Genomic DNA, 23,716 nt, shown 5'->3' with positions numbered 1-23,716 from the left:
GCTTGACAGCTCATATGTTATGCTCTTAGGTCTTTAAATGCATATCCCCAAGAAATGATTTGATCTAGCATTTGGTTTGCATTTGCTTCGTGGTAATCTGCTGGCTTAAACACACTCATATTCTCAAAATCAGACATTAATGAGAATGTTACTGCAGTACGTACGTCTGCTACTTGTAATTCACCTAAGATTAGACGAAGGTTTTCATGTGCACGAGTACCACCTAAGCTGCCATAACCTACAAATCCTGCAACTTTGTTGTTTAATTCAGGGTTTAGATAATCCAAAGCATTTTTTAATGCCCCACCAACTGCATGGTTGTATTCTGGAGCTACGAAGATGTATCCATCAAATGAAGCCATTTTCTCTGACCAGTTTTTAACTGCCACTTCTGCTTCAGATTGTTCTGTTTGAGAAAGAGCTTGACCGAGCTTTGGCAACTGATAATCCTTCAGGTCTACAATTTCGTATTGAACACCTTTATCATTACGCTTTGTTGCAAAGTCATACATCCAGGTTCCAACTGCTTCAGCGTTACGTCCATCACGGACACTACCTAAAACAATTCCTACTTTTAATGTTTTTTCAACAACAGGTTCTTCTTGCTTAACAGACTTTGACTTACCAAATAACTTTTCGAAAAATCCCATTGGTACACCACCTTTATTCATCATTTATGATATAGGAGAGTGGGTGTTTAATGTAACACCCACTCTGTTTTGTTCTAGTTATTAACCACGAACTGTTTTTAATGCTTTACTCCAAGCGATAACTTGGTCTAACATTTGGTTTGCATTAGCTTCATGGTAATCTGCTGGTTTGAATACACTCATGTTTTCAAAATCAGAGATTAAGGAGAATGTTACTGCAGTACGTACGTCTGCTACTTGTAACTCACCTAAGATTAGACGAAGGTTTTCATGTGCACGAGTACCACCAAGGCTACCGTATCCTACGAAACCAGCAGCTTTGTTATTTACTTCTGCGTTTAAGTAGTCAGTTGCATTCTTTAATGCTCCACCGATTGCATGGTTATACTCAGGTGTTACGAAGATATATCCATCAAATGATGCCATTTTTTCTGACCAACCTTTAATTGCAGCTTCCGCTTCAGCTTGTTGTGCTTCTGGAATAGCAGCTCCTAAGAATGGCAGGTTGTAATCTGCAAGGTCAACAATTTCATATTGAACATCTGCGTCATTGCGTTTGTTAGCAAAATCCAATGTCCAGTTTGCAACTGCTTCCCCGTTACGTCCTTGACGTACACTACCTAAAACAATACCTATTTTTAACATAATAATGATTCCTCCCTAGTTTATAAAGAATTATAAGACTTAGTTTTAATTAATAATATCTTATTTAAATATAATTTACCACGAATGCTCTGCTATTGCAATAGTTTTTACTTGTTTTTTATTATAAAGTTACTAAAAGTAATTAGCAAGCAAATTAACTTACTCAAAAATTATCTATTCGATATAAGTCTCACAGCCAGTTATCTACGCGGTAGAAGGAATAATTAGCTCAAGTGCTCAAAGCCCCCTTTCTAATACAATAAGGAAGAATATGGCGCCATCAGGCCTGTCACCCCCTCTAGGTATTTGTCTATTTTTAAAAATAGTAACCATTTGACTACGCATCCTTCAAAGACCTACATAAAGTATAGTATTACGGGGAGAAGGAGGGCTAACCATGCCAAGATCTAGAAGGAAAAATAATGATGTTAATGAAGAGTTTGATAACGGTCGCGATATAGTGATTGAAGCAGATACAATAATTATCAAGGGTGATAAGATATTTGTGCAGGAGGATGATGATCACCATAGATTCTCTGATGTAGAAGGTGATTCTGTTTGGAGGAATGATCATCATGATGAGGATTCTGTTTGGAGGAATGATCATCACGATGAGGATTCTGTTTGGAGGAATGATCATCACGATGAGGATGTTGCTGGAGACTTTGATCGCAGGAAACATCGTCGTGATGAGGATGATCGTAAGAGAGATCATCGTGATGAGGATTTTGCTGGAGACTTTAATCACAGGAAACACCATCGTGATGAGGATGATCGTAAGAGAGACCACCGTGATGAGGATTTTGACCGTGAAAAAGATGATAGACACCGAAGAAGAGAAAGAAGACACCCTTGGTTCCGGTAATATAGAGTTTTCACGAAGCGTGAATCCTTCTGGGTGATCGTTTCATTTTTATTGAATAAAACGCGATAGACCTTCAGAAACTAATACTGCTATTCTGAAGGAGGATGACATGGACAGTAAACGTGCTCAGCAAATTATTGATTCTACTACAATGATTAATGTCAACTACCATGGGATTCCTGTTTATATTAAAGATATAAAGGAAACTGAAGGTACAGCAACCGTATTTCCACTTGATAACATGGAACATGATCAATTAGTCGACCTAGAAGGATTAAACGAAGTTGTTATCAAGCCAACTAATCATAACTGAACAAAGGCGCAAGCGCCCGTTTAGCAACGTACAAACTGGAGCGCTCCGCAATGAGATAAAGGAAACACGACGACCGTAGGGAGTCGATGTTGACTTATCGTAGTGGAGGAGTGTGAAGTTTGCTAGTTGCTGGGCGCTGGAGCCGGACGTGGCTTTTCTTATGATAAGAATTATCCACAGGTCATTCACTTTATAATTTCCCAAACTAAATAAAAGGCATAGAAACAGCTTGTTTCTATGCCTTTTTCTTTCATTACCCTATCATCTTCTTTCCGTCTTTCATATAGACCCGTGGCACGCGCTTTCCAATAAGACAAACAATCTCATAATGAATTGTACCTACCTGTTCCGCCACCTCCGCTAGAGATATATAGCCCTTTGAAGGTTCCCCGAAAATGGTAAACACACTATCTAAATCAACGGAATCAATATGAGTAATATCAATCATGGATTGATCCATACAAATTCTACCGACAATTGGTGCCTTTTTGCCTTTCACAGTAACATTTCCTTTATTTGATAATGACCGCGAGAAACCATCTGCATACCCTACCGGAATGGTTGCTATTTTTGCCTCTTCTGTTGGAGCGTACGTACACCCATAACTAATCGGCTCTCCTGCTTCTACCGTTTTAATCATAACTGGTTTCGTTTTGAAGCTCATTGCTTGTTTTAGTTGAATTTTTGATTGCAGGTGCCCACTTGGATAAAGGCCATATAAACTAATACCGACACGGACCATATCCATATGCATTTCCGGATAAGATATCGTAGCCGCACTATTGCAGCAATGTTTAATTGGTATATATATTTTATTTTCTTCTAGAAACTGAATGACCGACTTAAAAAATTCAAATTGCTTTCGTGTGTATGTTTCGTCTTCGCTATCTGCATCTGCAAAGTGGGTAAAGATCCCTTCTACCTTAACAAATGGAGAACCAAGGATATTGGCTAAAGCGAGGATATCCTCTTTGTTGCGAAGTCCTATGCGATTCATACCGCTATCCACTTTTATATGTACCTTAATCTCTTGCTTTTCCCTGCTTGCAATTTCAACTATTTTTTCTGCTATATCCTTTGTATAAACAGTTAATGTTATATTTTCTTTTATCGCATCCTCTATTGCATTAGGCGAAGCCAGACCAGTGTAGCCTAATACTAATATTGGTGCCTCTATTTTGGCTTTCCTTAACTGGATTGCCTCATCCAAGAGCGCTACAGCTAAATAATCAGCACCTGATTCCAGTGCCGCTCTTCCAACTTCTACAGCTCCGTGACCATAACCGTCGGCTTTAATTACAGCCATAAATTTGCTCTTCCGTTGAATATGCTTCTTAAAAGCACGAACATTAGCTTGAATAGCGTCTAAAGATACTTCCACCCATGTATCTCGATAACTTCTGTGTAGCATGATGGTCCTCCTTAGCGTTGATAGAACTATTTTATCACTTTCTGATCAAATTGCATTTCTATGTGCAGTTGAATTCTTATTTTAAGAAGAGGTTCTTCCGCAGTCATTCATTTCTTAATTGTATATTAAGAACAAAGGCGCAAGCGCCCGTTTAGCAACGTACAAACTGGAGCGCTCCGCAATGAGATAAAGGAAACATGCCCCTTTAAGGGGTACGCCGACGTTGGCGGAAGCCGGTTTTAGTCGGCGCAACCTATGACTGGACATAGGAAGTTCAACTAAGTTGAACGTTATCGTAGTGGAGGAGCGTGAAGTTTGGGACTGCGCAATGCTCGTCCCACTAAAAGATCTGCTAGTTGCTAGGCGCTGGAGCCGGACGTGGCCTTTCTTATGATAAGAATTATCCACAGATCATTCATTTATAATTTTCTAGACTATAAAAAAAGCAGAAGTGATACCTAACAATCACTTCTGCTGCTATTTTTTATTTTCCTGCTTCCGTCGAATAATAAGGGTTTTTTGAAGCTCATTTTTCCCATGGAGTGATTGCAGCAGATAAGTGGAAACATCCTCTATTTTATTAGATAAATAATTGGAACGTTCAAAAAGGATAGAACGGAAATGGTCAAGATAACGGATGATTTTTTCAGATAATGCTTCCTGTGTTTCTAATCTTTCAACGACCTCCTTTTGCTTCTGTTCATGCTTAGTAATTCTACCCATTAATTGTTTTTGTGAGGAGGTTTGTTCCTCTATTGTTGTCTTTATTTCCTGGCGTTCATTTGAGTCCTTCTTTAATTGCTGAAGAATGTCCTTTTGTACTTCTCCTAATTGATCTAATTCCATTAAGACTTCTTGGTGGGCAGCATTTTTGACTGATATTTTATCCTCCATTTTAATCTGATTTGCTTCTAATATTTTTAATTGCTTCATCATGTTGGACTCTACTTTTTGATGCTGTTTATTCAACAAATTTAAATGGGATATATTTTCTCCCAGCTGCATCCATTTTTTATCCTGAGCAGCTGCTGTTTCCTCATATATTTTCTTTAATTCCGAATAGGAATAAAGTAAAGACTGATATACTCGTTTTTGTTCTTTTATCATCTCTTCTCGATAGTTCTTGACAAAAACCCCTTGATTTGGTTCTAAAGGAATATTGTCATTTCTATATATGCTACCATGGCTATCATTCATATATAGACCCATTCTAACCCTCCTTTAACGTTCATAATGTTATCCTATGCACTAAAAAGAGGGAACGGTACTTTTGTCTAGATAATCAACTGTTACTTTTTAAGCAGCGGCATTTCTTGCTATCTAACATCTCAGAATACGAAAAATAAGACTGGAACAAAACTAGACTGTTTAATTCAAGAGACAAATAAAGCTCAACATTTCTGGAGTGATTTTTCTCCGCTGTTTAAAGTTCATCTTTCTCTTAATAAAACACTTTTGTCCCAGTCTCATCTTTTTGATCGTTTTTATATTTGTATAAGAGTTACGAGACTTTCTTATGAAGCAATTTGAGTGGTTTATGCTTTTATATGATTTTTAAATTCTTCTATAAAGCGATTTGGTGATGATTTAACGGTGTAGGAATATACTCCATTCGAAGTATGCAAATAGAGGAGTCCTCCCTTACCGCCTACTATCCGATAAGACATATCCATGACATCTTTAATATGGAATTCGCGGTGTTCGGTGACAATCTTCTCGTTATACAAATACATGGTGCGCTCGTGCTCAATGTTGATCTGTTCAATACTTCTTACAATCCGCTCCACCTTTACATAAGGCTGCTTTGCTATTAAATACATGTGCTTTCCTCCATACCGGGTTCCCCACTATGTATAATGAACAACCTATTCGTTTCAACCTTCCGCAAATTGGAAATTATTCATTCTCCATTTCAGCCACTGATATTCACGGGTCTTCCTTGGTAAGAACTGTCTGATATCATCCTCGTGATAACCTACTTGAAGTCTTTTCTCATCAACAATAATGGGACTCCGTAATAACCTAGGGTGTTTGTGAATAAGCTCAAGTAACTCTTGTAATGGAAGCGAGTCTACATCTAACTTAAGATCCTTATAAATCTTTGATCTAGTAGAAATGATTTCGTCTGTTCCATCCACTGTCATACGAAGAATTCCTTGTAGTTCATTTACTGTTAAAGGCTCTCTTAGAATATTTCTCTCTTCAAATTCAATATCTTGATTCTTAAACCATTGTCTTGCCTTTCTAGTTGAAGAACATGCTGCTCCATAAATTCTAACTGTCATATATCATTCTCCATTCTTGTTATTATTTATTCCGGTAAAAATCCTCAAGTATTGTTTCTCCTTCTAAATACGAAAACATGGTTTGATTGGATTCATTCTCTTTTGTAAAGTCCTTGCTTTAATAGATTCATTTCAATGACAAAGTGCTCTATCGCTGTTTCATCAGACAGTTCTTTCGAAAATTTTTCGACGAAATTTCTAAAAGCAACTGCAGTAATAATCTGGATAATGTGATGTATCTCTTTATCATCTTTGATATTTAATTTCTCTGTATTAATTAGTTGTGAGATTTGGTTCATGCTCTCACTATTATTCCCTTCAAAAATAGTCATAAACACATTTTCCAGCTTATGGGTAACATTCAGTAAGGCATTTTTAAAGAAATCACGTTCCTGATCATCTGGCATCTTTTCTAAAAAGTCCCGATATACCGCTGTCATAGCAAGAATAATGTCACCATTATGCTTTTTTAACATGGAAATGAATAATGAATTTCTACCTTTTGCCTCTTCCTTTAATAGATAGAGATATAGGTCTTCTTTATTTTCAAAATACTGATAAAAACTGCCCCGAGGAATATGAGCTTCCTTAATAATATTCGAAATAGATGCTTCGGCTAAGGGTACTCTTGAGAATTCTTTTCCTGCTGCTTCTATTAAAGTGTTACGTTTATGCTCAGGTAAGTTAAAAAATGTTTGCTTAGGCATGGTTTCTTCCTCCAAATCCCATGATGTGACATGTTGTCATATTTGTATATTATTATATTAAATGACATCGTGTCACTTGTCAATGATTTTGTGACACCCTGTCACTTTTTAACTTTACCTTCTATCTTAAAAATTACTATAATTTTGTGGCATTTTTATGGAATTAAGATGGCAGTTTTTCATTTTTTTCACTTTCCCACGATTTGTTCATAAATTCTTTGATCCAAGTCCCCTCCATTTTCCTAAGAATCTATTAACAATAGGTTCACCAAATATTTACAAGAAAGAATGAAAAAAAACAATTCCAATCTGACACTTTTCGTGTATAATTATTTCGGATATGTATCATAAAAACAGCATAGTCTAAACTAGAAGGGCTTGATATAACCTAAATCAAGGCCTTCTAATCTATGTTTCTAATAACAACGTAGTATATAAGGGAGGTAGTGCAAATGAGCAACACAATCATACAATTCCAGAATGTATCAAAGCAATATGATGAAGATTCATTGGTACTGGATGATGTAAGCTTTGAAATTGAAAGAGGAAAATTCTATACCCTGTTAGGCCCTTCTGGCTGTGGGAAAACGACGATTTTACGTTTGATTGCTGGGTTCACAGAAGCAACTAAGGGGGATATTCATTTTAATGGTAAGAAAATGAACCATATACCTGCCAATAAACGTCAGGTCAATACGGTATTCCAGGATTATGCACTATTTCCCCATTTAAATGTATTTGAAAATGTTGCTTTCGGATTACGTATTAAGAAAATGAAAAACAGTGAAATAAAGGCTAAGGTGGAAGAAGCGCTTAGCTTTGTAAACTTAAGTGGCTACGGGGATCGTGAAATAAAGGATATGTCAGGTGGACAACGGCAGCGTGTAGCCATCGCACGGGCAATTGTTAATCAACCAGAAGTGATTCTATTAGATGAACCTCTATCTGCATTAGACTTAAAACTGCGCTACCAGATGCAGGGTGAATTAAGAGAATTACAACGCAGACTTGGAATTACGTTCATTTTTGTTACACATGACCAAGAAGAAGCGCTGGCAATGTCAGATGAAATATTCGTTCTTAACAAAGGAACCATTCAGCAAAGCGGAACACCAAACGATATTTATGATGAACCTATTAACCGATTTGTCGCCGACTTTATTGGGGAATCCAATATTGTAAGCGGGACGATGATCCAAGATTATCTAGTCGAATTTGTTGGTAAACAGTTTACTTGTGTCGATAAGGGAATGAATAAAAACGAACCGGTTGAGGTTGTCATTCGACCTGAAGATTTAGAGATTACATCCCATGAACAAGGGATGCTTCAAATTAAGGTAAGCTCTCAATTATTCCGAGGCGTTCACTATGAGATAACTGGAAACGATAAAGATGGAAATGAATGGCTTGTACACTCTACAAAAAGTGTAAATGTTGACGATGATATAGGTTTGAAATTCGAGCCAGAAGCAATTCATGTTATGCGATTTGATGAGACAGAGGAAGACTTTGACAAACGCCTCGATTCCTACTCGGAGGGAGATGCAAATGAACAATCATAAGCTCACGCGTAACCTGTACATGGTTCCATATGCGGTATGGATTCTATTGTTCGTTATTGCTCCTATACTATTAGTCATCTATTATTCATTTATTGATATTCAGGGGAATTTCTCGTTTGCAAATTATGAGAAGTTCTTTACTCCTGTGTATTTAAAGATGACACTAAGCTCGTTCTGGTATGCGTTTTTAATTACATTGTTCTCTTTACTTGTAGCCTATCCGACAGCATACTTGCTAACAAAAACAAAACATAAACAGCTCTGGCTGCTTTTGATTATTGTTCCATCTTGGATTAATCTACTGTTAAAAGCCTATGCTTTTATTGGGATTTTCGGAACATATGGGGTTGCAAACAGCTTCTTAGAAGTAATTGGAATTGGTACACAACAACTCCTTTTTACAGATTTTAGTTTTATTTTTGTATCTGTATATATTTTTATTCCATTTATGATTCTTCCTATCTTTAATGCGATAGATACCATTAATCCTGTATTGCTTGATGCTGCGAGGGATTTAGGTGCGTCAAAATGGGACACTTTTCGTCGGGTCGTATTTCCATTAACAATGAATGGTGTTAAATCAGGGATACAAATCGTCTTTATCCCAGCATTATCACTCTTTATGCTGACAAGATTAATTGCAGGGAACCGTGTAATCACACTCGGTACTGCTATTGAACAGCATTTCCTTGTTACCCAAGACTGGGGAATGGGAGCGACCATTGCTGTATTCCTAATTATAGCCATGTTCCTAATTATGTTCCTAACCTCTGGATTTAGAAAGCGAGGTGCATAAGATGAAAAAAAAATCATCACCTTTTGCTAATCTATTTTTAATCATTATCTTTCTCATTTTATATGCACCTATTTTCTATTTAATCTTCTATTCCTTTAATAGTGGAGGAACCATGAGTGGTTTCGATGGATTTACGCTTGATTGGTATCAAGAACTATTCCAGGATACAAGACTGTTTATTATTGTCCTGAACACTATTGTTGTTGCACTATTGTCGGCACTAATCTCAACCATTATTGGGGTATTTGGTGCGATAGCGATACGCTCATTTAAGAAGAAACAACAAAATACATTGCTTTCCTTAAATAATGTATTAATCGTAAGTCCCGATGTTATTATTGGTGCATCATTTTTGATTCTCTTTACGATTGCTGGATTCAGATTAGGATTCTATTCTGTACTGCTTTCTCATATTGCCTTCAGCGTACCGATCGTTGTATTGATGGTGTTGCCAAAGCTTTATGAAATGAGCCCTAGTCTGTTAGATGCAGCACGAGATCTTGGAGCAAACAACTGGCAGGTTTTGACAAAGGTTATTCTGCCATATATTACACCAGGAGTTTTTGCTGGTTTCTTCATGGCGTTAACCTATTCATTAGATGACTTTGCTGTTACTTTCTTTGTCACTGGTAATGGATTCTCAACCCTTTCTGTAGAAATTTATTCAATGGCAAGACAGGGAATTTCATTAAATATTAACGCATTATCAACGATACTATTCCTCGCTACAATTCTGCTTGTGGTGATTTACTACTTCATCACACAACGGAGTGGCACGAGAGGAGTGAATTTTAGAAAATGAAAAAATTAACACAAGCTTTTATAGCTGTATTGATTGTCTCTGTTTTATTGCTTATTGCCATTAATCGATTGAATGCTTCAGCAGGATATTCTGGCAACAACACGTTAACCGTTTTTAATTGGGGAGACTATATTGATGAAGAGCTCATCGATCAATTTGAGGAAGAAACAGGCATCACCATTATATACGAAACGTTTGATTCTAATGAAGCAATGATGACAAAAATTAAACAAGGTGGGACAACTTACGATGTTGCTGTTCCATCTGAATATACGATTGAAAAAATGCGTGAAGAAGATCTACTGGTTGAACTGGATCATTCCAAGCTGCCTAATTTAAACAATATTGATGAACGCTTTATGGATTTATCCTTTGATCCAGGAAATAAATATTCTGTTCCATACTTCTGGGGAACAGTAGGAGTCGTTTATAACAAAGAAATGCTGCCTGACATGGAGTTTACAAGTTGGGATGACTTATGGGACCCCCGTTTAAAAAATGAGATTCTGCTTGTAGATGGTGCAAGGGAAGTACTTGGTATGGGACTGAATAGTCTAGGATATTCCTTAAACGATACAAATAAAGACCATCTGCATGAAGCATTAGAAAAGCTTCAAGGCTTAACTCCGAATATAAAGGCAATTGTCGGGGACGAGAATAAGTTGCTTATGGCAAATGAAGAAGCTGCTGTTGCACTCGTCTGGTCTGGAGATGCATCTGAAATTATGTGGGAAAATGAAAACTTGGATTATAGCGTTCCAGAAGAAGGCTCCAATCTATGGTTTGATAATATGGTTATTCCCAAAACCGCTCGAAATATAGACGGGGCACATCAGTTCATCAACTTTATGCTGGATGCGGAAGTAGCTGCACAGAATGCAGAATATGTAAGCTATTCTACACCAAACAAAGCAGCACTTGAGTACATGCCTGAAGAGATGGTAACTGACGAAAGGTTCTATCCTTCCCCTGAATTAACCGATAAACTTGAGGTTTATGAGAATCTTGGAAAAGAGAATTTAGCTTATTATAATGATATATTTTTGGAATTTAAGATGTATCGGAAGTAAAACAACAACGCAAAGGTGATATTTTCATCTTTGCGTTGTTTTGTCTAGATAGACTTCTGATTAGTTTAATTCAACATAGTGCATAAAAACCGCTCCGGAAATACACTGCGCTTTCCACGGGCGGCTGCTGAGCCTCCTCGAGACTGTCGTCTCTGCGGGGTCTCATCTAGGCCTATCCTCCCGTAGGAGTCTCCGTGTATTTCCTCCGCTGGATAGTGCTTTTAAACCTTCTAACTATGAATGGAGAAATCTCCCCTTTACAGGAAGTGATTGTAGCGGAGGGCAGTCGACTCCTGCGGGAAAAGCAACAAGCGAAGACCCCGCAGGAAGTGCCCTTCTTCCGAGGAGGCTGAGACGTTGCCCGCGGAAAGCGACTGCCCGCAGCGTAAATCACGAGCGCATATTTTCAATGTTTTCGGTATGTAAAGAATTACTAGTTTGAATTCAGTTAATCAGCATTTTTTATCGACTGTGCAAATAATTGGCAATAAAAAGGAGGTATTAAGTAAAATGTTTTACTTAATACCCCCTTTTACATATTAATCGACCATTACCTTACAGATATCATTCGTAAATTCTACTGGGTCATTAATTGGCAGCCCTTCAATAAGTAATGCTTGATTATACAGTAAGTTCGTATATAATCCTAATTTTTCCTTGTCTGATTCAAACGCTTTTTGAAGAGATTGGAACACTTCATGGTCAACGTTTATTTCTAACACTTTATCTGCCTTAATCTGTTGATCATCTGGCATTGCATTAATTACTTTTTCCATTTCGATGGAAATATCACCTTCTGCTGTTAAACATACAGGATGAGACTTCAATCGTTTGGAAACGCGAACGTCTTTGACTTTATCATTTAAAATTTCTTTCATGGCAGCGAATAAGTCTTTGTTTTCTTCTTCTTTTTCCTTACTCTCTTTACTGTCTTCCTCATCAATTCCAAGGTCACCACTAGAAACAGATTTGAATTCTTTTTCTTTGTAATTCATGAGCATCTTAATCGCGAATTCATCTATTTCATCTGTGAAATAAAGAATCTCATATCCTTTATCAGCAACAAGCTCTGTTTGTGGCAATTTCTCGATCCTGTCAATAGAATCACCTGTTGCATAATAGATATACTTCTGATCTTCCGGCATTCTGGATACATATTCTTCTAAAGTCACAAGCTTCTTCTCTTTGGAAGAATAGAACAGCAATAAATCCTGAAGCACTTCTTTATGCATTCCGTAATCACTGTACACTCCATATTTCAGTTGCTGACCAAAGGCTTTAAAGAAGGTCTCATAGTTCTCACGGTCATCTCTCAAGATATTAAGCAATTCTTTTTTGATCTTCTTATTGATATTTTTTTCAATAATTTTCAGCTGTCTGTCATGCTGCAGCATTTCACGAGAGATATTTAATGAAAGGTCTTCCGAATCAACCATCCCTTTTACAAAGCTAAAGTAATCAGGAAGCAAGTCTGCGCATTTTTCCATGATTAATACACCATTGGAATATAGCTCTAAACCTTTTTCATATTCTCTTGTATAGTAATTATACGGTGCACTTTCAGGAATATAAAGAATCGCATTATAACGAACTGAACCATCAACATTAATATGAAGATGTCTTAATGGCTTGTCGAATCCATAGCGTTTTTCATTATAGAAATTCACATAGTCCTCGTCGGTTAGTTCGCTCTTGTTCTTCTTCCATATTGGTACTAAAGAGTTGATTGTTTGCTCTTCTATCACATCTTCGTACTCATCTTCTGTACCTTCTTTTAACTTACGCTCGGTTACATCCATCTTAATTGGATAGCGGATAAAATCAGAATACTTCTTAATGATTTGTCTTAATGTATATTCTTCCAGGAACTCATCATAATTATCATCATCTGTGTTTTCCTTAAGGTAAAGCGTAATTTCCGTTCCAATCTCTGCTTTTTCAGCAGGTTCAATGGTATAGCCGTCTGATCCTTGTGACTCCCATTTATACGCTTCTTCACTATCCAAGGATTTTGTCACAACAGTTACTTTATCGGCAACCATGAAGGCAGCATAAAAACCTACCCCAAACTGACCAATGATATCATAACCTTCTTTTAATTCATTTTCATTTTTAAAATTGAAAGAACCACTTTTTGCAATCGTCCCCAAATTGGATTCCAATTCTTCTTTTGTCATTCCAATTCCTGTATCCATTACTTTAAGGGTGCGTGTATCTTTATTCGGGTCGATTTTTATGTAATAGCTGTCTTTATTAAATGAAATATTGTCATCTGTTAAAGCACGATAATAAATCTTATCTATTGCATCACTTGCGTTTGAAATCAGTTCTCTTAAAAATACCTCACGTTTGGAATAAATGGAATTGATAACCATGTCCAATAGCTTTTTGGATTCTGCTTTAAACTCCTGCTTTGCCATTATTATCTCTCCTTGCCTCTTTATATTATTAGCACTCTGCTTCGCCGAGTGACAATCTCTATACTTTTAAATAACACATTCTGATCAAGCATGTCAACCAAATTAGCAACCAGCTCAATTGAAGTTGTATAATGTAATTAAAACTTTATTTGGAGGAATGAGCATGTTAGAAAAATGGTTACAGACTTCCAATTATTTTGTCGTATTTACAGGTGCCGGAATGTCAACAGAGAGTGGACTACCAGACTTTCGCTCTTCCACACACGGACTTTGGAGAAAGAAAGATCCCAGTAAACTTGCCAGTACCGAAGCCCTGAATAATAACGTAGACGAATTCATCCAGTTTTATCGAGAAAGGGTCCTTGGGGTAAAAGAATATAAACCACATAAAGGACATCACATTCTTGCAGACTGGGAAGAACAAGGCATCATTAAATCGATCATTACACAAAATGTAGACGGATTCCATCAGCAAGCGGGAAGTAAACGTGTGGCTGAGCTTCATGGAACCTTACAAAAGGTACATTGTCAAGCCTGCGGAAGGGAATATGATAGTGAAGAATACGTGAACAAAGAATACTTCTGCAGCTGTGGTGGGGTGTTACGTCCAAATATCGTGCTATTTGGGGAAGTATTACCTGAGGACGCTTTCCAGTTTGCTATCAGGGAAGCAGAGAAGGCAGATCTGTTTATCGTATTAGGCTCCTCCTTAAGTGTTACCCCTGCCAACCAAATCCCATTAATTGCAAAGGATAATGGAGCAAAATTAGTAATTGTAAATCAAGAAAAGACAGAGATGGATATGTACGCAGATGAACTCATTCATGATAGAAAAATTGGAGAACTTCTTGAAGCTTTAAATTAGCGATAGAAATTTCCGCATAATATGTCCTAAAGCTATTAACGCAGTATGGAGCAACTTTTAATAGACTTGGAGTGACTTTAGGAGATTTCCGCTCGACTATAAGTGGAGTTGGATTAACTTTAATTGATTTTTGTTCAACTATTAGTGGATTACTGGACTCTGCTTTAAAGGGAACCTTCCTGCTGTTAAAGAAAACAGGTCACTCCTCCGAGTGACCTGTTTTCTTTCATTATTATTCTACGTCGCCTTCCCAAGCCAGCATTCCACCAGCCATGTTCGTTACGTCGTATCCTTGTTCGTTAAGAAATTCTGTGGCTCTTCCACTTCTTGCTCCAGAACGGCAAACCATGTAATATTGCTTATTCTTATCAAGTTCCGTATGACGCTCTGGAATCTCACCTAAGCGGATATGTTTAGCACCTGGAATAATCCCTTGTGCTACTTCATCATCCTCACGCACATCGACAATGTTAAGCTCTTCTCCATTTTCCAGCTTTTCCTGCACTTCTTTTGCAGAAATTTCCTTCATCTTTATTCCTCCCTATCGTTATGCCATCCATTTCGGTGGTGTGTTTTTATCCCAATAAATTTCTCCAATTTGGTGGTGGGTCCTAAATCCATCATTACTTAAATGGTAGTGGAAATTAAAGTAATATCCCTCTTGTGGGCGATTATCACGTCTAATATGAAATCTTGCAATATCTTCTTTTGATTCTTCATTGTATACATGGAAAATTCGTTCTCCATATCCCTTTGCAGGAGTTTCTGTCATCCGAAGATATTTACTGTCTTCTCCAGCTTGCTTAATAATAGATTCCAGCACGGTTTCTATTGTAGGCAATATGAAATGATCAAATTCATCTTCTACTTGTTCCTGCATTCTAGGACCAAACTTCATCATCGTTTGTTCCTTTGCTTTTTCGGTCATATCATTAATAAGATACGTTTCACTAAAACGGTTTTCTTCGATTGGTAAGCTAGCCTCTTGGGCTTCTCTAACTTTAACGACCGCATTTGCATTGTTATCGCCAGATTCAGAAAAATTATCATTCTTATCTTCTGCTTCAACATCTAATAGATATGCGGGCGTATACATTCCTAAGGTAGCTACTGTTATTAATGCAACAAGGAATTTCCTCATCCATAGCTTCATATCTTAGTCACCTTCTTTACGTACGTCGTCTACTATTTTATTTTAACACGTTGAAGCAAAGTATGTAGCTTTTTTATTATCAATTATCTAAAAAATCTAACGTGATGCCAATTTCTCATAATGTTTGTAAAGGGAATGAAACTTGCCTATATAGTTACCCTGCCAAGGTTTCCTCTTTCCGCAAAAATGGATAATGGCCGTCTGTTTCATAATAAAATCCATATCTACCTTATTTACTAATTTATAATATTGATAAAATCTCGCATCAAAGTTATAGATTAACTCATCTATGTCCTTGATTTCCTTGGAGTAAAGTCCATTTATTACGTCTTGATCTGGGAGGATTAATTTTTTCCTATTTTCCTCTACAAATTTGTAGATTTCGTCTTCCTTTATTCTAGTCCTTTGTTCTTCTAAATTCATTAAGAGTACACCAGAATTATAATAAGCTTCTATATCATATTGCTTTAAGCGTAGCTTGTTCAGTTCTTTCACTGAAGCACGATCATGGTACGCAGCTGCATAGAGGTACCCATTCAACTCTAGATTGTATAATTCACGGATATCATTAATAACTAGAATATCAGGATCTAAATATAAAATCCGATCCAGATCTATCGGTAAATACTTAAAAGCTAGTAAACGATAATACATTTCTATGGAATAATGCTTTAGCACTGGCGCATCCGCAAAATGCTCACCCTTAACCGTAATAATCTGTAATTTATGGTTATTCTTTTCTGCAAAGAACGAAAGCATTTCAAGCTCGTGTTCTTGAAGAGAGGAATGCATCACATAGATGCAGAATTTCTGTTCAGGGTTGTTCAGGAAAAGGGATTTAAGCATTACTTGAAGAGGCTTTATATAATTGGAATTTAATGTTACGAGTATATTCATTGTATTAGGACAAGCATGAGACTGTCCCTTTTTGTCCTCCTTTGTAGTACAAAATATCGTATTTCACTCCATTATCTTAGTTATTGGCTCCGCACCAATAAATGCCAGAAAGCAGAGAAAAGGCATGCCTGACACCTTTTTCTCTGCTTTCTTAGTAATTCCAGGAATTAGCAGAGGTTCGGTAAGAGTTCACCGGCAACTAATAGAGCTCCATTTTTATTTATAGATTAGCGCACCATTTATCCGCTTTTTGATTCCGGATTCCAACGTCACTATTATAGGAGAGCAGTATTTTTACCCATCAAAACGTTTAAACAGCAATGACGCATTATGACCACCAAAACCTAATGAATTAGACAATACTACCGTTAAATCTTTCTTCTTTGCCACATTTGGTACATAATCGAGGTCCAATGCTTCGTCTGGAGTTTCGTAGTTAATCGTTGGAGGCATGATTCCATCTCTAATAGCCAATACAGAAAAGATTGCTTCTACAGCACCCGCACCACCTAGTAAATGACCTGTCATAGACTTTGTAGAACTTACAGACAAGTTATAGGCATGATCACCGAACACAGCTTTAATTGCATTTGTTTCAAATAAATCATTATATTGAGTGGAAGTACCATGTGCATTAATATAATCTACTTGTTCCGGAGCAAGACTTGCATCCTCTAAAGCTAGCTTCATCGCTCTTCCAGCCCCTTCCCCGTCAGGTGCTGGCGAAGTAATATGATAGGCATCACCTGTTGAGCCATATCCAACTAATTCTGCATAGATATTGGCTCCTCTTGTTAAAGCATGTTCAAGTTCTTCTAAAATAACCACGCCACATCCTTCACCTAGCACAAATCCGTCCCGATTCTTATCAAATGGGCGACTCGCCTTTTCAGGATTTGGGTTTTTAGATAGAGCTGTCATATTAGAGAAACCGGCAACTGTCATTTCTGTGATAGCTGCTTCGGTACCGCCAGTAATCATGACGTCGGAAAGTCCATTTTGAATACTGCGAAAAGCATCGCCAATCGAATTGCTTCCTGTTGCACAAGCCGTAACAGAGCAGTTATTGATCCCCTTTGCCCCCAATTCAATCGAAACACGCCCAGACGCCATATCCGGTATAAACATCGGAATAGTAAAAGGACTCACACGGCGCTGGCCCTTTTCAAGAAATTTCCGATGTTGGGTTTCAAACTCCCCCAAGCCACCAATTCCAGAGCCAATCCATACACCTACCCGTTCTGGTATAGCATTTTTGCCAATTTCTATTCTTGCGTCCTCTATTGCCATCTTACTCGCTGCTACTGCAAACTGACTAAAGCGCCCCATTCGCTTTGCCTCTTTTTTATCCATATAATCAGCAGGATTAAAGTCTTTCACTTCTGCCGTTATTTTCACATCTACTTTCTCTATATCAATTAATGTTGCTTCGCTAACGCCTGATACGCCGCCTGTAGCATTCTCCCATGCTGTAAATGCGTTATTTCCTATTGGTGTCATTGCCCCAACACCCGTTATCACTACTCTTTTCATTAATTTTATTCTCTCCTAATCCACTTTTACTGTATATTGTAATATTTCTATTATATCTATTAGGAAGGACAAAACAAAATGATTGAGCAACCTTTTGTTCCTAGGAAAAATGAACCAGCTTATGATTCTGTATTAGAATGCACTCTCTCATCTTTCTATCAATAGATTCGAAATAAAGTTATTTAGTTAACAAAGTAATAAAATGGATACACTAGGGATTGTGTTTGTTAGAATATTAAAATAAGTATTAGAAGCTATGCTAGGATAAGAAGTAAAAGAAGCATTAGAATCTCATAAATAAAGGAGGAAGTGCAATTGGCGACTTTTGAAGACTTTATGAAATTAGATCTACGAATCGGTACAGTAATGGATGCAGAAGATTTTAAAGAGGCAAGGAAACCGGCAATAAAACTAAAAATCGACTTTGGAGAAGAAATAGGAATCAAGCAATCTTCGGCGCAAATTACCCAGCGCTATCAAGCTCAGCAATTAATTGGCAGACAAGTTGTCGGAGTTGTGAATTTTCCGCCCCTTAGAATTGCAGGATACAAGTCTGAGGTTTTAGTTATTGGCGGAGTTCCTTCAGACGGGGATGTTGTACTATTAAGGCCGGATCAACCCGTAAAAAATGGTACACCAATTTCATAAAATAATGAGTAAGACTTCTTTCTTGTTTTGTCCGCTTTACAGATAAGTCCAATGTATTATTCTTTCTAATTTCTAGGAGAAATGTATGATTAATTGTTTGTATTTTCAAACAATTAACACTGCATTCACACTTCCTTAACAATTAGTCACTACAATGGAGGAGTATTCAAATCTGTCCAAGCGAGGTGATTATGTTGAAAAAGCTACTAATGATTCTTATGACAGCCATCTTTTCAACTGCAATCTTAGTTGGTTGTGGAGCAGGAGATGAGGAAGAACCAGCAACAACAGAACCTACAGAACAAGAAGATACAACTAACGAGGATACTCCTGATGAAGGTACTGATAGTGAGGAAGCACCAGAAGAAGATAGTGAAGATGATAGTGAAGAAGACGAGCAATAATACTTAGAAATGAAAGCCTGAAGCATTCTACATTTGCTTCAGGCTTTTTTAGATCATGCTTCTAATGCATATTTCTAATCCAGGAGAGTACGGATTGGTTGCCATTTATTTTCTTTCTTATGAACAAGCCAGAAGGATATCTATCCAATTTCATCCTCCTTTTCAGGACACACCCTATTAGTAATAATCGGGCATGTATTTAAGAGGCACAAGAAGGAATAATCAAAAGATACTTACATTTAGAATATATACTGCATGATACCTCCTATAGTGGTAAAATACTTAAGAATGATGAATACGCTACTTTTGGAAAATCCTTCCATAACTTTCTTGCGTAAGCAAAACATCGATTGGCCCAAACATCTGGTAAGGAGATTTATGCATGAAAAACTTAATTGTGATAGCTGGTTCACTTGTAGTCGCCTTTGCGTTTAATTGCTTTTTGGTTCCATATGGAATCTTAAGTAGCGGGATAAGTGGAATCGCGATTTTACTTGGAATTATTACCCCTTTTGATACCGGATTAATGAATTTCTTGCTTAATCTGCCTTTAATTATCCTTGGCTTCTATAAGCTTGGTAAGGAGATTACAATTAATACCATTATTTGTGTTGTCTCTCTATCCTTCTTTTTATACATCCTTCCAGTAGCGACTATCACAGATAATATTCTGCTATCGACTATTTTCGGTGGTGTGATTGGCGGACTTGGTATTGGCCTCATTATGAAGTTCTCTGGTACCTCAGGTGGATTAGATATTATTGCTATTATTGTGTCCCGGACAAGTAATATGAGTGTTGGTCTACTGCTAACTGGAATGAATGGTGTGATTGTTCTTATATCTGGATTTGTTTTTAATTGGAATATTGCGCTTTATACCTTGCTTTCCATCTATCTAACAGGGAAGATGATAGACAGCGTACATACCAATCATATAAAGCTTACAATGCAAATTATTACTACGGAAGGGGAAGCCATTCGTAATGAATTGCTGCAATCCATCTATCGCGGTATTACGATTACAGACGGGTACGGCGGATATACCAATGAACCTAAGCAAATCCTTATGATGGTGGTTACAAGATACGAAACATTACAAGTAAAAGAAATTGTTCGCTCTCATGATAATAAAGCCTTTATTAACGTTTACAAAACGGTAGAGGTGGATGGGGAATTTGCTAAGAACTAAACAAAGGAAAAGCTAACTGTAGTAGCTTTTCCTAATATTTTATATAAGCAGGCCATTCATGACCTCTCTAGCCCACTTCAGCACTTTCATATAGATATCGAATAATGCTTGTTTATCCATGTCAATCTCTTGAATAAGGCGATCAATTTTGATCCATTCTACCCTTTCAAGAGAGACTGCTAAATGAAAGATAGAACTGTATCTCGTATCCTCACCTAATATCGTTTGCTTAATGTCCGAATCCAGCGGCAATCCTTCCATGAGGCTTTCTGGGGATTGCTTCATAAGCGTATCCATAAGTGATAGCAATCCAACAAGGAAAAAACTTGAAGCTTCTGTTCTAAAGCCCTTGTAATTAGCAATTTCTTCACATGTCTTCGCTCTTATAAGGCTCATTCGGATAACCTCATTATAAGAATCCTCTCTATTTGGTTTTTCACGCAATGATAAAAGGAAAATCCACTTTTTCAATTCTTTAAATCCTAGAATGACAACAGCTTGTTTTATAGATTTAATATCATACTTACGCCCGATAATCGGTGAATTAATGAAGCGCAATAGTTTATAAGAAAGGGAAACATCTGCTTCAATGTACTTGGTGATACGATCTACACTTGGCTCAGGCTGTGAAAGCTCATTTAAGATAAGGAGAAAGCTATGATTCTGAATTGGTATATCTTTCATCGATAGGACAACAGGCTTACTAAAAAAGTAACCTTGGAAATAAGAATAACCTTCCTGCAGGCATCTTTCGTATTCTTCTCTAGTCTCTACTTTTTCTGCCAAAAATTCCACGTCATGAGATTTGAAAGCACGCAGGATTTGCTTTTGCAGATCACGTGGTGTGTTATGTATATCTACTTTAATTATATCCACTAATCCAATAATGTCTTTAAGGTAAGGGTTATCTAATTTAATTTGAAAATCATCTAATGCTAGTTTATATCCCATTTCCTTTAATTTTGTACAGCCCTCAATAATAGAATCAGTAAGTTCAACTGACTCCAATATTTCTACAACGATTGTATCCTGTTCGAAGTGGCTTGGAACATGATTCTCAATTAATTGATCAGTAAAATTAATAAAACTTGGTTTTCCTTCAGATAATGAATCAATTCCCATTTGCAAAAAATTATATATAACATGAGAAGTAGCTTCGTTTCCATCTATATTTGGAAATTCATTCTTGTTACTGCTCCGATACAATAATTCATAGGCAACAACCTCTTGGCTCCGATTTAATATCGGCTGCCTGGCTATATATATTTCCACTCTCTCACCCCAAGATTACTATAATGTTCTTTTACTACTATTTTACTATAACTATTAAGATAGTGGTCTATTTTTCTTTTTCAATTTTTCTATTATTAAATCATAAGACTGCATTATGCAGATAAGATATCTTCTTTTTGAAAATAAAATGCACCATACCGTGAAAATCTACGATATGGAGCATTTCTATGTTTCTATAAAGTTATATTTTTCCTTTGTCCATTCCTAAAACTGCGAATACCTTTATGCTGGTGTACGAACGACTAGCACATCACAATTAGCTGAACGGATTATTGCTTCTGATACAGAACCCATAATAAAACGTTCAACTGCATTAAGTCCTGTAGCACCACAAATAATTAAATCTGCATCTACTTTCGTTGCTATATCTTTTGTTATCATTGTCTTTGGAGAACCATCTTCAATCACGATGTCGACGTTTTCTAAACCTGCTGCTTTCGCTAGCTTCATATATTCATTTGTAAGATTTTGAGCTTCTTTCTGTGCCTTTTCAATATTAAAGCCATCGTAAGCAACGTAAGCACGTGTATCAATAACATTTACAATCGTTATGGCAGCACCCTGGTTTCGTTTTGCTACATCAATGGATTTACGAAACGCAAGATCCGCTTCTTTAGATCCATCTACAGCTACTAATATACTTTTATAATTGTTTGCCATTCCGTTCATCTCTCCTTTGTACATGTTATATACCCTCTATCTATCAACACCAAACAACAGAATAGGTAGTTTTACTTTACAGACTCTGTATTGACGCTGCCAACCGCTCCGCTATTATCGGAGGCTTCTTTCGTTACAGTAACTTTCTTCTTAACAAAGAAGGAACATACTAAAGTCACTGCAGAGATTCCTGTAATAAAGTAGAAAGCATATTTAATTCCAGCTGCTAAAACTTCTGGATCTGTAGCAGCAGGATTAACGCTGGCAAAATTTTCTTGTCCAGCAGTGAATACTGCAATTGCTATGGCTGTACCAGCTGCACCAGCTACCTGGTTCAACGTGTTCATTGCTGCTGAACCATCCGGATATAAATTCGGCGGTAATTGGTTTAATGCGTTGGTTTGAGAAGGAATGGTTACCATCGTTAAACCAAAGAATAATACCATAAAGGACACAATAATTTGCCAAATTGGTGTTGTTGAAGAAATAAACGTAACAAACATTAAGTTACCTAATAAAACAATAACAGATCCAGTAATTGTAAGCACACGTGCACCAAGCTTATCAAATAACGTTCCCACAATTGGTGACATAATCACATTCACTGCATTTCCCGGAAGTAATAATAAACCAGCTACAGCAGCAGCAAGCAATAAGGCACCCTTTAGATAAATGGGCAATAAAATACCCGTTGATAAAATAACTAAAATACTAAGAAACATCATCAATGTTCCTAATGTGAACATTGGATATTTAAACACACGTAAATTGACCATAGGCTGTTCCATTTTCATTTGGCGTACTCCAAATAATACAAGTGCAACAATACCTATCACTAATGGTACTAATACTTGAGGGGAAGAAACTGCCTTTTCTGCCATCGTACTCAAGGCAAAAATCAACCCACCAAATCCAAATGTAGATAAAATAATGGATAATACATCAATTTTAGGTTTCGTAATTTCTGAAACGTTTTTCATTTGCGCAACTGCATAGAGTGTCAATAATACATATAGAATACCGCTAATCCAGAATATATAAGGCCACCCTAATGAGCTGATTATAACTCCAGAGAGTGTTGGCCCTAAGGCTGGTCCTAACGTAATAACTAGACCCATAATTCCCATTACAACCCCGCGTTTATGAACCGGGAAAATAATTAGAAGAACGCTTGTCATGACAGGAATTAAAATACCTGTTCCTATTGCTTGTACTAAGCGACCTAACAATAGAACAGCAAAAGATGGAGATAGAGCCGCTAATACTGCACCCGCAAGCGAGATAACCAAACCTCCAATAACTAATTGCCTAGTCGTAAACCATTTCATTAAAGATGCTGAAATTGGTACCAGAATGGCTAATACCAGTAAATAACCTGTCGTCAACCATTGTGCAATTCCCGGGGATACCGAAAATTCCTCCATAATATTTGTTAATGCCATATTTAATGCTGTTTCGCCAAATAATCCCAAAAATGCACCAAACATTAAGATAAATGCTATTGTTTTAGGATTTTTAACTTTCATTTGTGTGTTCATAATAATCTCC

At 37.0% G+C, this 23,716-nt stretch carries 25 protein-coding genes; 10 read left to right on the top strand and 15 right to left on the bottom strand.

Features of this window, described 5'->3' with window-relative positions:
• Positions 1–17: 17 nt before the first annotated feature.
• Entirely contained in the window at positions 18–650 is a 633-nt protein-coding gene (locus tag D8M04_RS14255; RefSeq protein ID WP_121524083.1) for an NADPH-dependent FMN reductase, read from the bottom strand.
• An 81-nt stretch (positions 651–731) separates the two neighbouring features.
• Positions 732–1,295: an NADPH-dependent FMN reductase gene (locus tag D8M04_RS14250; RefSeq protein ID WP_121524082.1), complete on the bottom strand. Its 564-nt coding sequence runs from the start codon at positions 1,293–1,295 to the stop codon at positions 732–734.
• Between the two features lie 397 nt (positions 1,296–1,692).
• Here D8M04_RS14250 and D8M04_RS14245 point away from each other — a divergent pair, with 397 nt between their 5' ends.
• Positions 1,693–2,160: a hypothetical protein gene (locus tag D8M04_RS14245; RefSeq protein ID WP_121524081.1), complete on the top strand. Its 468-nt coding sequence runs from the start codon at positions 1,693–1,695 to the stop codon at positions 2,158–2,160.
• A gap of 109 nt (positions 2,161–2,269) precedes the next feature.
• A complete protein-coding gene (locus tag D8M04_RS14240; RefSeq protein WP_121524080.1) occupies positions 2,270–2,473 on the top strand; it encodes an H-type small acid-soluble spore protein in 204 nt (67 codons plus the stop codon).
• Positions 2,474–2,726: 253 nt separating this feature from the next.
• Here the strand turns inward: D8M04_RS14240 and alr are convergent, their stop codons facing one another.
• The 5 genes from alr to D8M04_RS14215 form a co-directional block, all read right to left on the bottom strand.
• Positions 2,727–3,884, bottom strand: coding sequence for an alanine racemase (alr, locus tag D8M04_RS14235; RefSeq protein WP_121524079.1), 1,158 nt, complete (start codon positions 3,882–3,884; stop codon positions 2,727–2,729).
• Positions 3,885–4,361: 477 nt separating this feature from the next.
• The gene (locus D8M04_RS14230; protein ID WP_121524078.1) at positions 4,362–5,093 is read right to left on the bottom strand and encodes a hypothetical protein; all 732 of its coding nucleotides are present in this window, start codon (positions 5,091–5,093) and stop codon (positions 4,362–4,364) included.
• Between the two features lie 326 nt (positions 5,094–5,419).
• Entirely contained in the window at positions 5,420–5,704 is a 285-nt protein-coding gene (locus D8M04_RS14225; RefSeq protein WP_121524077.1) for a hypothetical protein, read from the bottom strand.
• Positions 5,705–5,758: 54 nt separating this feature from the next.
• The gene (locus D8M04_RS14220) at positions 5,759–6,169 is read right to left on the bottom strand and encodes a Spx/MgsR family RNA polymerase-binding regulatory protein (RefSeq protein WP_121524076.1); all 411 of its coding nucleotides are present in this window, start codon (positions 6,167–6,169) and stop codon (positions 5,759–5,761) included.
• A 92-nt stretch (positions 6,170–6,261) separates the two neighbouring features.
• Positions 6,262–6,876, bottom strand: a complete 615-nt coding sequence (locus D8M04_RS14215) for a TetR/AcrR family transcriptional regulator (protein WP_121524075.1) — start codon at positions 6,874–6,876, stop codon at positions 6,262–6,264.
• Positions 6,877–7,328: 452 nt separating this feature from the next.
• Between D8M04_RS14215 and D8M04_RS14210 the strand changes: the two genes are divergently transcribed.
• Genes D8M04_RS14210 through D8M04_RS14195 form a run of 4 tightly spaced genes read left to right on the top strand, consistent with a single transcriptional unit; the run spans position 7,329 to position 11,106 of the window.
• The gene (locus D8M04_RS14210; RefSeq protein ID WP_121524074.1) at positions 7,329–8,438 is read left to right on the top strand and encodes an ABC transporter ATP-binding protein; all 1,110 of its coding nucleotides are present in this window, start codon (positions 7,329–7,331) and stop codon (positions 8,436–8,438) included.
• Positions 8,425–9,234 carry an ABC transporter permease gene (locus D8M04_RS14205; RefSeq protein WP_187695456.1) on the top strand — a complete coding sequence of 270 codons (810 nt, stop codon included), beginning with the start codon at positions 8,425–8,427 and terminating at the stop codon, positions 9,232–9,234. The genes D8M04_RS14210 and D8M04_RS14205 overlap by 14 nt, the downstream gene beginning before the upstream one ends.
• A gap of 1 nt (position 9,235) precedes the next feature.
• Positions 9,236–10,036: an ABC transporter permease gene (locus tag D8M04_RS14200; protein WP_121524072.1), complete on the top strand. Its 801-nt coding sequence runs from the start codon at positions 9,236–9,238 to the stop codon at positions 10,034–10,036.
• Positions 10,033–11,106: an ABC transporter substrate-binding protein gene (locus tag D8M04_RS14195; protein WP_121524071.1), complete on the top strand. Its 1,074-nt coding sequence runs from the start codon at positions 10,033–10,035 to the stop codon at positions 11,104–11,106. The genes D8M04_RS14200 and D8M04_RS14195 overlap by 4 nt, the downstream gene beginning before the upstream one ends.
• 539 nt (positions 11,107–11,645) lie before the next feature.
• Here D8M04_RS14195 and htpG read toward each other — a convergent pair.
• On the bottom strand, positions 11,646–13,526 hold the full coding sequence (gene htpG, locus D8M04_RS14190) for a molecular chaperone HtpG (RefSeq protein WP_121524070.1): 1,881 nt from the start codon (positions 13,524–13,526) through the stop codon (positions 11,646–11,648).
• 163 nt (positions 13,527–13,689) lie between these two features.
• Here htpG and D8M04_RS14185 point away from each other — a divergent pair, with 163 nt between their 5' ends.
• Positions 13,690–14,391, top strand: coding sequence for an NAD-dependent protein deacylase (locus tag D8M04_RS14185; protein ID WP_121524069.1), 702 nt, complete (start codon positions 13,690–13,692; stop codon positions 14,389–14,391).
• A gap of 232 nt (positions 14,392–14,623) precedes the next feature.
• Here the strand turns inward: D8M04_RS14185 and D8M04_RS14180 are convergent, their stop codons facing one another.
• From D8M04_RS14180 to fabF, 4 genes are all read right to left on the bottom strand, one after another.
• The gene (locus tag D8M04_RS14180; RefSeq protein ID WP_121524068.1) at positions 14,624–14,920 is read right to left on the bottom strand and encodes a rhodanese-like domain-containing protein; all 297 of its coding nucleotides are present in this window, start codon (positions 14,918–14,920) and stop codon (positions 14,624–14,626) included.
• An 18-nt stretch (positions 14,921–14,938) separates the two neighbouring features.
• Positions 14,939–15,544, bottom strand: coding sequence for a YpjP family protein (locus tag D8M04_RS14175; protein ID WP_121524067.1), 606 nt, complete (start codon positions 15,542–15,544; stop codon positions 14,939–14,941).
• 96 nt (positions 15,545–15,640) lie between these two features.
• Entirely contained in the window at positions 15,641–16,441 is an 801-nt protein-coding gene (locus D8M04_RS14170) for a glycosyltransferase family 8 protein (RefSeq protein ID WP_121524066.1), read from the bottom strand.
• A gap of 294 nt (positions 16,442–16,735) precedes the next feature.
• Entirely contained in the window at positions 16,736–17,974 is a 1,239-nt protein-coding gene (gene fabF / locus D8M04_RS14165) for a beta-ketoacyl-ACP synthase II (protein WP_121524065.1), read from the bottom strand.
• A 315-nt stretch (positions 17,975–18,289) separates the two neighbouring features.
• Between fabF and csaA the strand changes: the two genes are divergently transcribed.
• The 3 genes from csaA (at position 18,290) to D8M04_RS14150 (ending at position 20,215) form a co-directional block, all read left to right on the top strand.
• Entirely contained in the window at positions 18,290–18,622 is a 333-nt protein-coding gene (gene csaA, locus D8M04_RS14160; RefSeq protein ID WP_121524064.1) for a chaperone CsaA, read from the top strand.
• A gap of 194 nt (positions 18,623–18,816) precedes the next feature.
• Complete coding sequence (locus tag D8M04_RS14155) at positions 18,817–19,026, top strand: hypothetical protein (RefSeq protein WP_222928595.1); 210 nt, start codon at positions 18,817–18,819, stop codon at positions 19,024–19,026.
• A 382-nt stretch (positions 19,027–19,408) separates the two neighbouring features.
• Positions 19,409–20,215: a YitT family protein gene (locus D8M04_RS14150; RefSeq protein WP_121524062.1), complete on the top strand. Its 807-nt coding sequence runs from the start codon at positions 19,409–19,411 to the stop codon at positions 20,213–20,215.
• 39 nt (positions 20,216–20,254) lie between these two features.
• Here D8M04_RS14150 and D8M04_RS14145 read toward each other — a convergent pair whose 3' ends face one another.
• The 3 genes from D8M04_RS14145 to D8M04_RS14135 all read right to left on the bottom strand — a co-directional run bounded on the left by D8M04_RS14145 (position 20,255) and on the right by D8M04_RS14135 (position 23,712).
• The gene (locus D8M04_RS14145; protein WP_121524061.1) at positions 20,255–21,487 is read right to left on the bottom strand and encodes an EAL and HDOD domain-containing protein; all 1,233 of its coding nucleotides are present in this window, start codon (positions 21,485–21,487) and stop codon (positions 20,255–20,257) included.
• A 243-nt stretch (positions 21,488–21,730) separates the two neighbouring features.
• On the bottom strand, positions 21,731–22,168 hold the full coding sequence (locus D8M04_RS14140; RefSeq protein WP_121524309.1) for a universal stress protein: 438 nt from the start codon (positions 22,166–22,168) through the stop codon (positions 21,731–21,733).
• Between the two features lie 71 nt (positions 22,169–22,239).
• A complete protein-coding gene (locus tag D8M04_RS14135) occupies positions 22,240–23,712 on the bottom strand; it encodes a DHA2 family efflux MFS transporter permease subunit (protein WP_425464026.1) in 1,473 nt (490 codons plus the stop codon).
• Positions 23,713–23,716 lie beyond the last annotated feature (4 nt).

The sequence above is a fragment of the Oceanobacillus piezotolerans genome, assembly GCF_003665065.1.
Taxonomy (GTDB): domain Bacteria; phylum Bacillota; class Bacilli; order Bacillales; family Amphibacillaceae; genus Oceanobacillus; species Oceanobacillus piezotolerans.
The sequence above is the reverse complement of the archived record's forward strand: the minus strand, read 5'-3'. Positions and strand labels throughout refer to the sequence as shown.

Coding starts and splice junctions, on each gene's coding strand:
- D8M04_RS14185 (WP_121524069.1), top strand. CDS start 13,690: ATGTTAGAAAAATGGTTACAGACTTCCAATTATTTTGTCGTATTTACA.
- fabF (WP_121524065.1), bottom strand. CDS start 17,974: ATGAAAAGAGTAGTGATAACGGGTGTTGGGGCAATGACACCAATAGGA.
- D8M04_RS14150 (WP_121524062.1), top strand. CDS start 19,409: ATGAAAAACTTAATTGTGATAGCTGGTTCACTTGTAGTCGCCTTTGCG.
- D8M04_RS14240 (WP_121524080.1), top strand. CDS start 2,270: ATGGACAGTAAACGTGCTCAGCAAATTATTGATTCTACTACAATGATT.
- D8M04_RS14255 (WP_121524083.1), bottom strand. CDS start 650: ATGGGATTTTTCGAAAAGTTATTTGGTAAGTCAAAGTCTGTTAAGCAA.
- D8M04_RS14220 (WP_121524076.1), bottom strand. CDS start 6,169: ATGACAGTTAGAATTTATGGAGCAGCATGTTCTTCAACTAGAAAGGCA.
- alr (WP_121524079.1), bottom strand. CDS start 3,884: ATGCTACACAGAAGTTATCGAGATACATGGGTGGAAGTATCTTTAGAC.
- D8M04_RS14225 (WP_121524077.1), bottom strand. CDS start 5,704: ATGTATTTAATAGCAAAGCAGCCTTATGTAAAGGTGGAGCGGATTGTA.
- D8M04_RS14210 (WP_121524074.1), top strand. CDS start 7,329: ATGAGCAACACAATCATACAATTCCAGAATGTATCAAAGCAATATGAT.
- D8M04_RS14200 (WP_121524072.1), top strand. CDS start 9,236: ATGAAAAAAAAATCATCACCTTTTGCTAATCTATTTTTAATCATTATC.
- D8M04_RS14195 (WP_121524071.1), top strand. CDS start 10,033: ATGAAAAAATTAACACAAGCTTTTATAGCTGTATTGATTGTCTCTGTT.
- D8M04_RS14250 (WP_121524082.1), bottom strand. CDS start 1,295: ATGTTAAAAATAGGTATTGTTTTAGGTAGTGTACGTCAAGGACGTAAC.
- htpG (WP_121524070.1), bottom strand. CDS start 13,526: ATGGCAAAGCAGGAGTTTAAAGCAGAATCCAAAAAGCTATTGGACATG.
- D8M04_RS14175 (WP_121524067.1), bottom strand. CDS start 15,544: ATGAAGCTATGGATGAGGAAATTCCTTGTTGCATTAATAACAGTAGCT.
- D8M04_RS14245 (WP_121524081.1), top strand. CDS start 1,693: ATGCCAAGATCTAGAAGGAAAAATAATGATGTTAATGAAGAGTTTGAT.
- D8M04_RS14180 (WP_121524068.1), bottom strand. CDS start 14,920: ATGAAGGAAATTTCTGCAAAAGAAGTGCAGGAAAAGCTGGAAAATGGA.
- D8M04_RS14205 (WP_187695456.1), top strand. CDS start 8,425: ATGAACAATCATAAGCTCACGCGTAACCTGTACATGGTTCCATATGCG.
- D8M04_RS14140 (WP_121524309.1), bottom strand. CDS start 22,168: ATGGCAAACAATTATAAAAGTATATTAGTAGCTGTAGATGGATCTAAA.
- D8M04_RS14230 (WP_121524078.1), bottom strand. CDS start 5,093: ATGGGTCTATATATGAATGATAGCCATGGTAGCATATATAGAAATGAC.
- D8M04_RS14215 (WP_121524075.1), bottom strand. CDS start 6,876: ATGCCTAAGCAAACATTTTTTAACTTACCTGAGCATAAACGTAACACT.
- D8M04_RS14170 (WP_121524066.1), bottom strand. CDS start 16,441: ATGAATATACTCGTAACATTAAATTCCAATTATATAAAGCCTCTTCAA.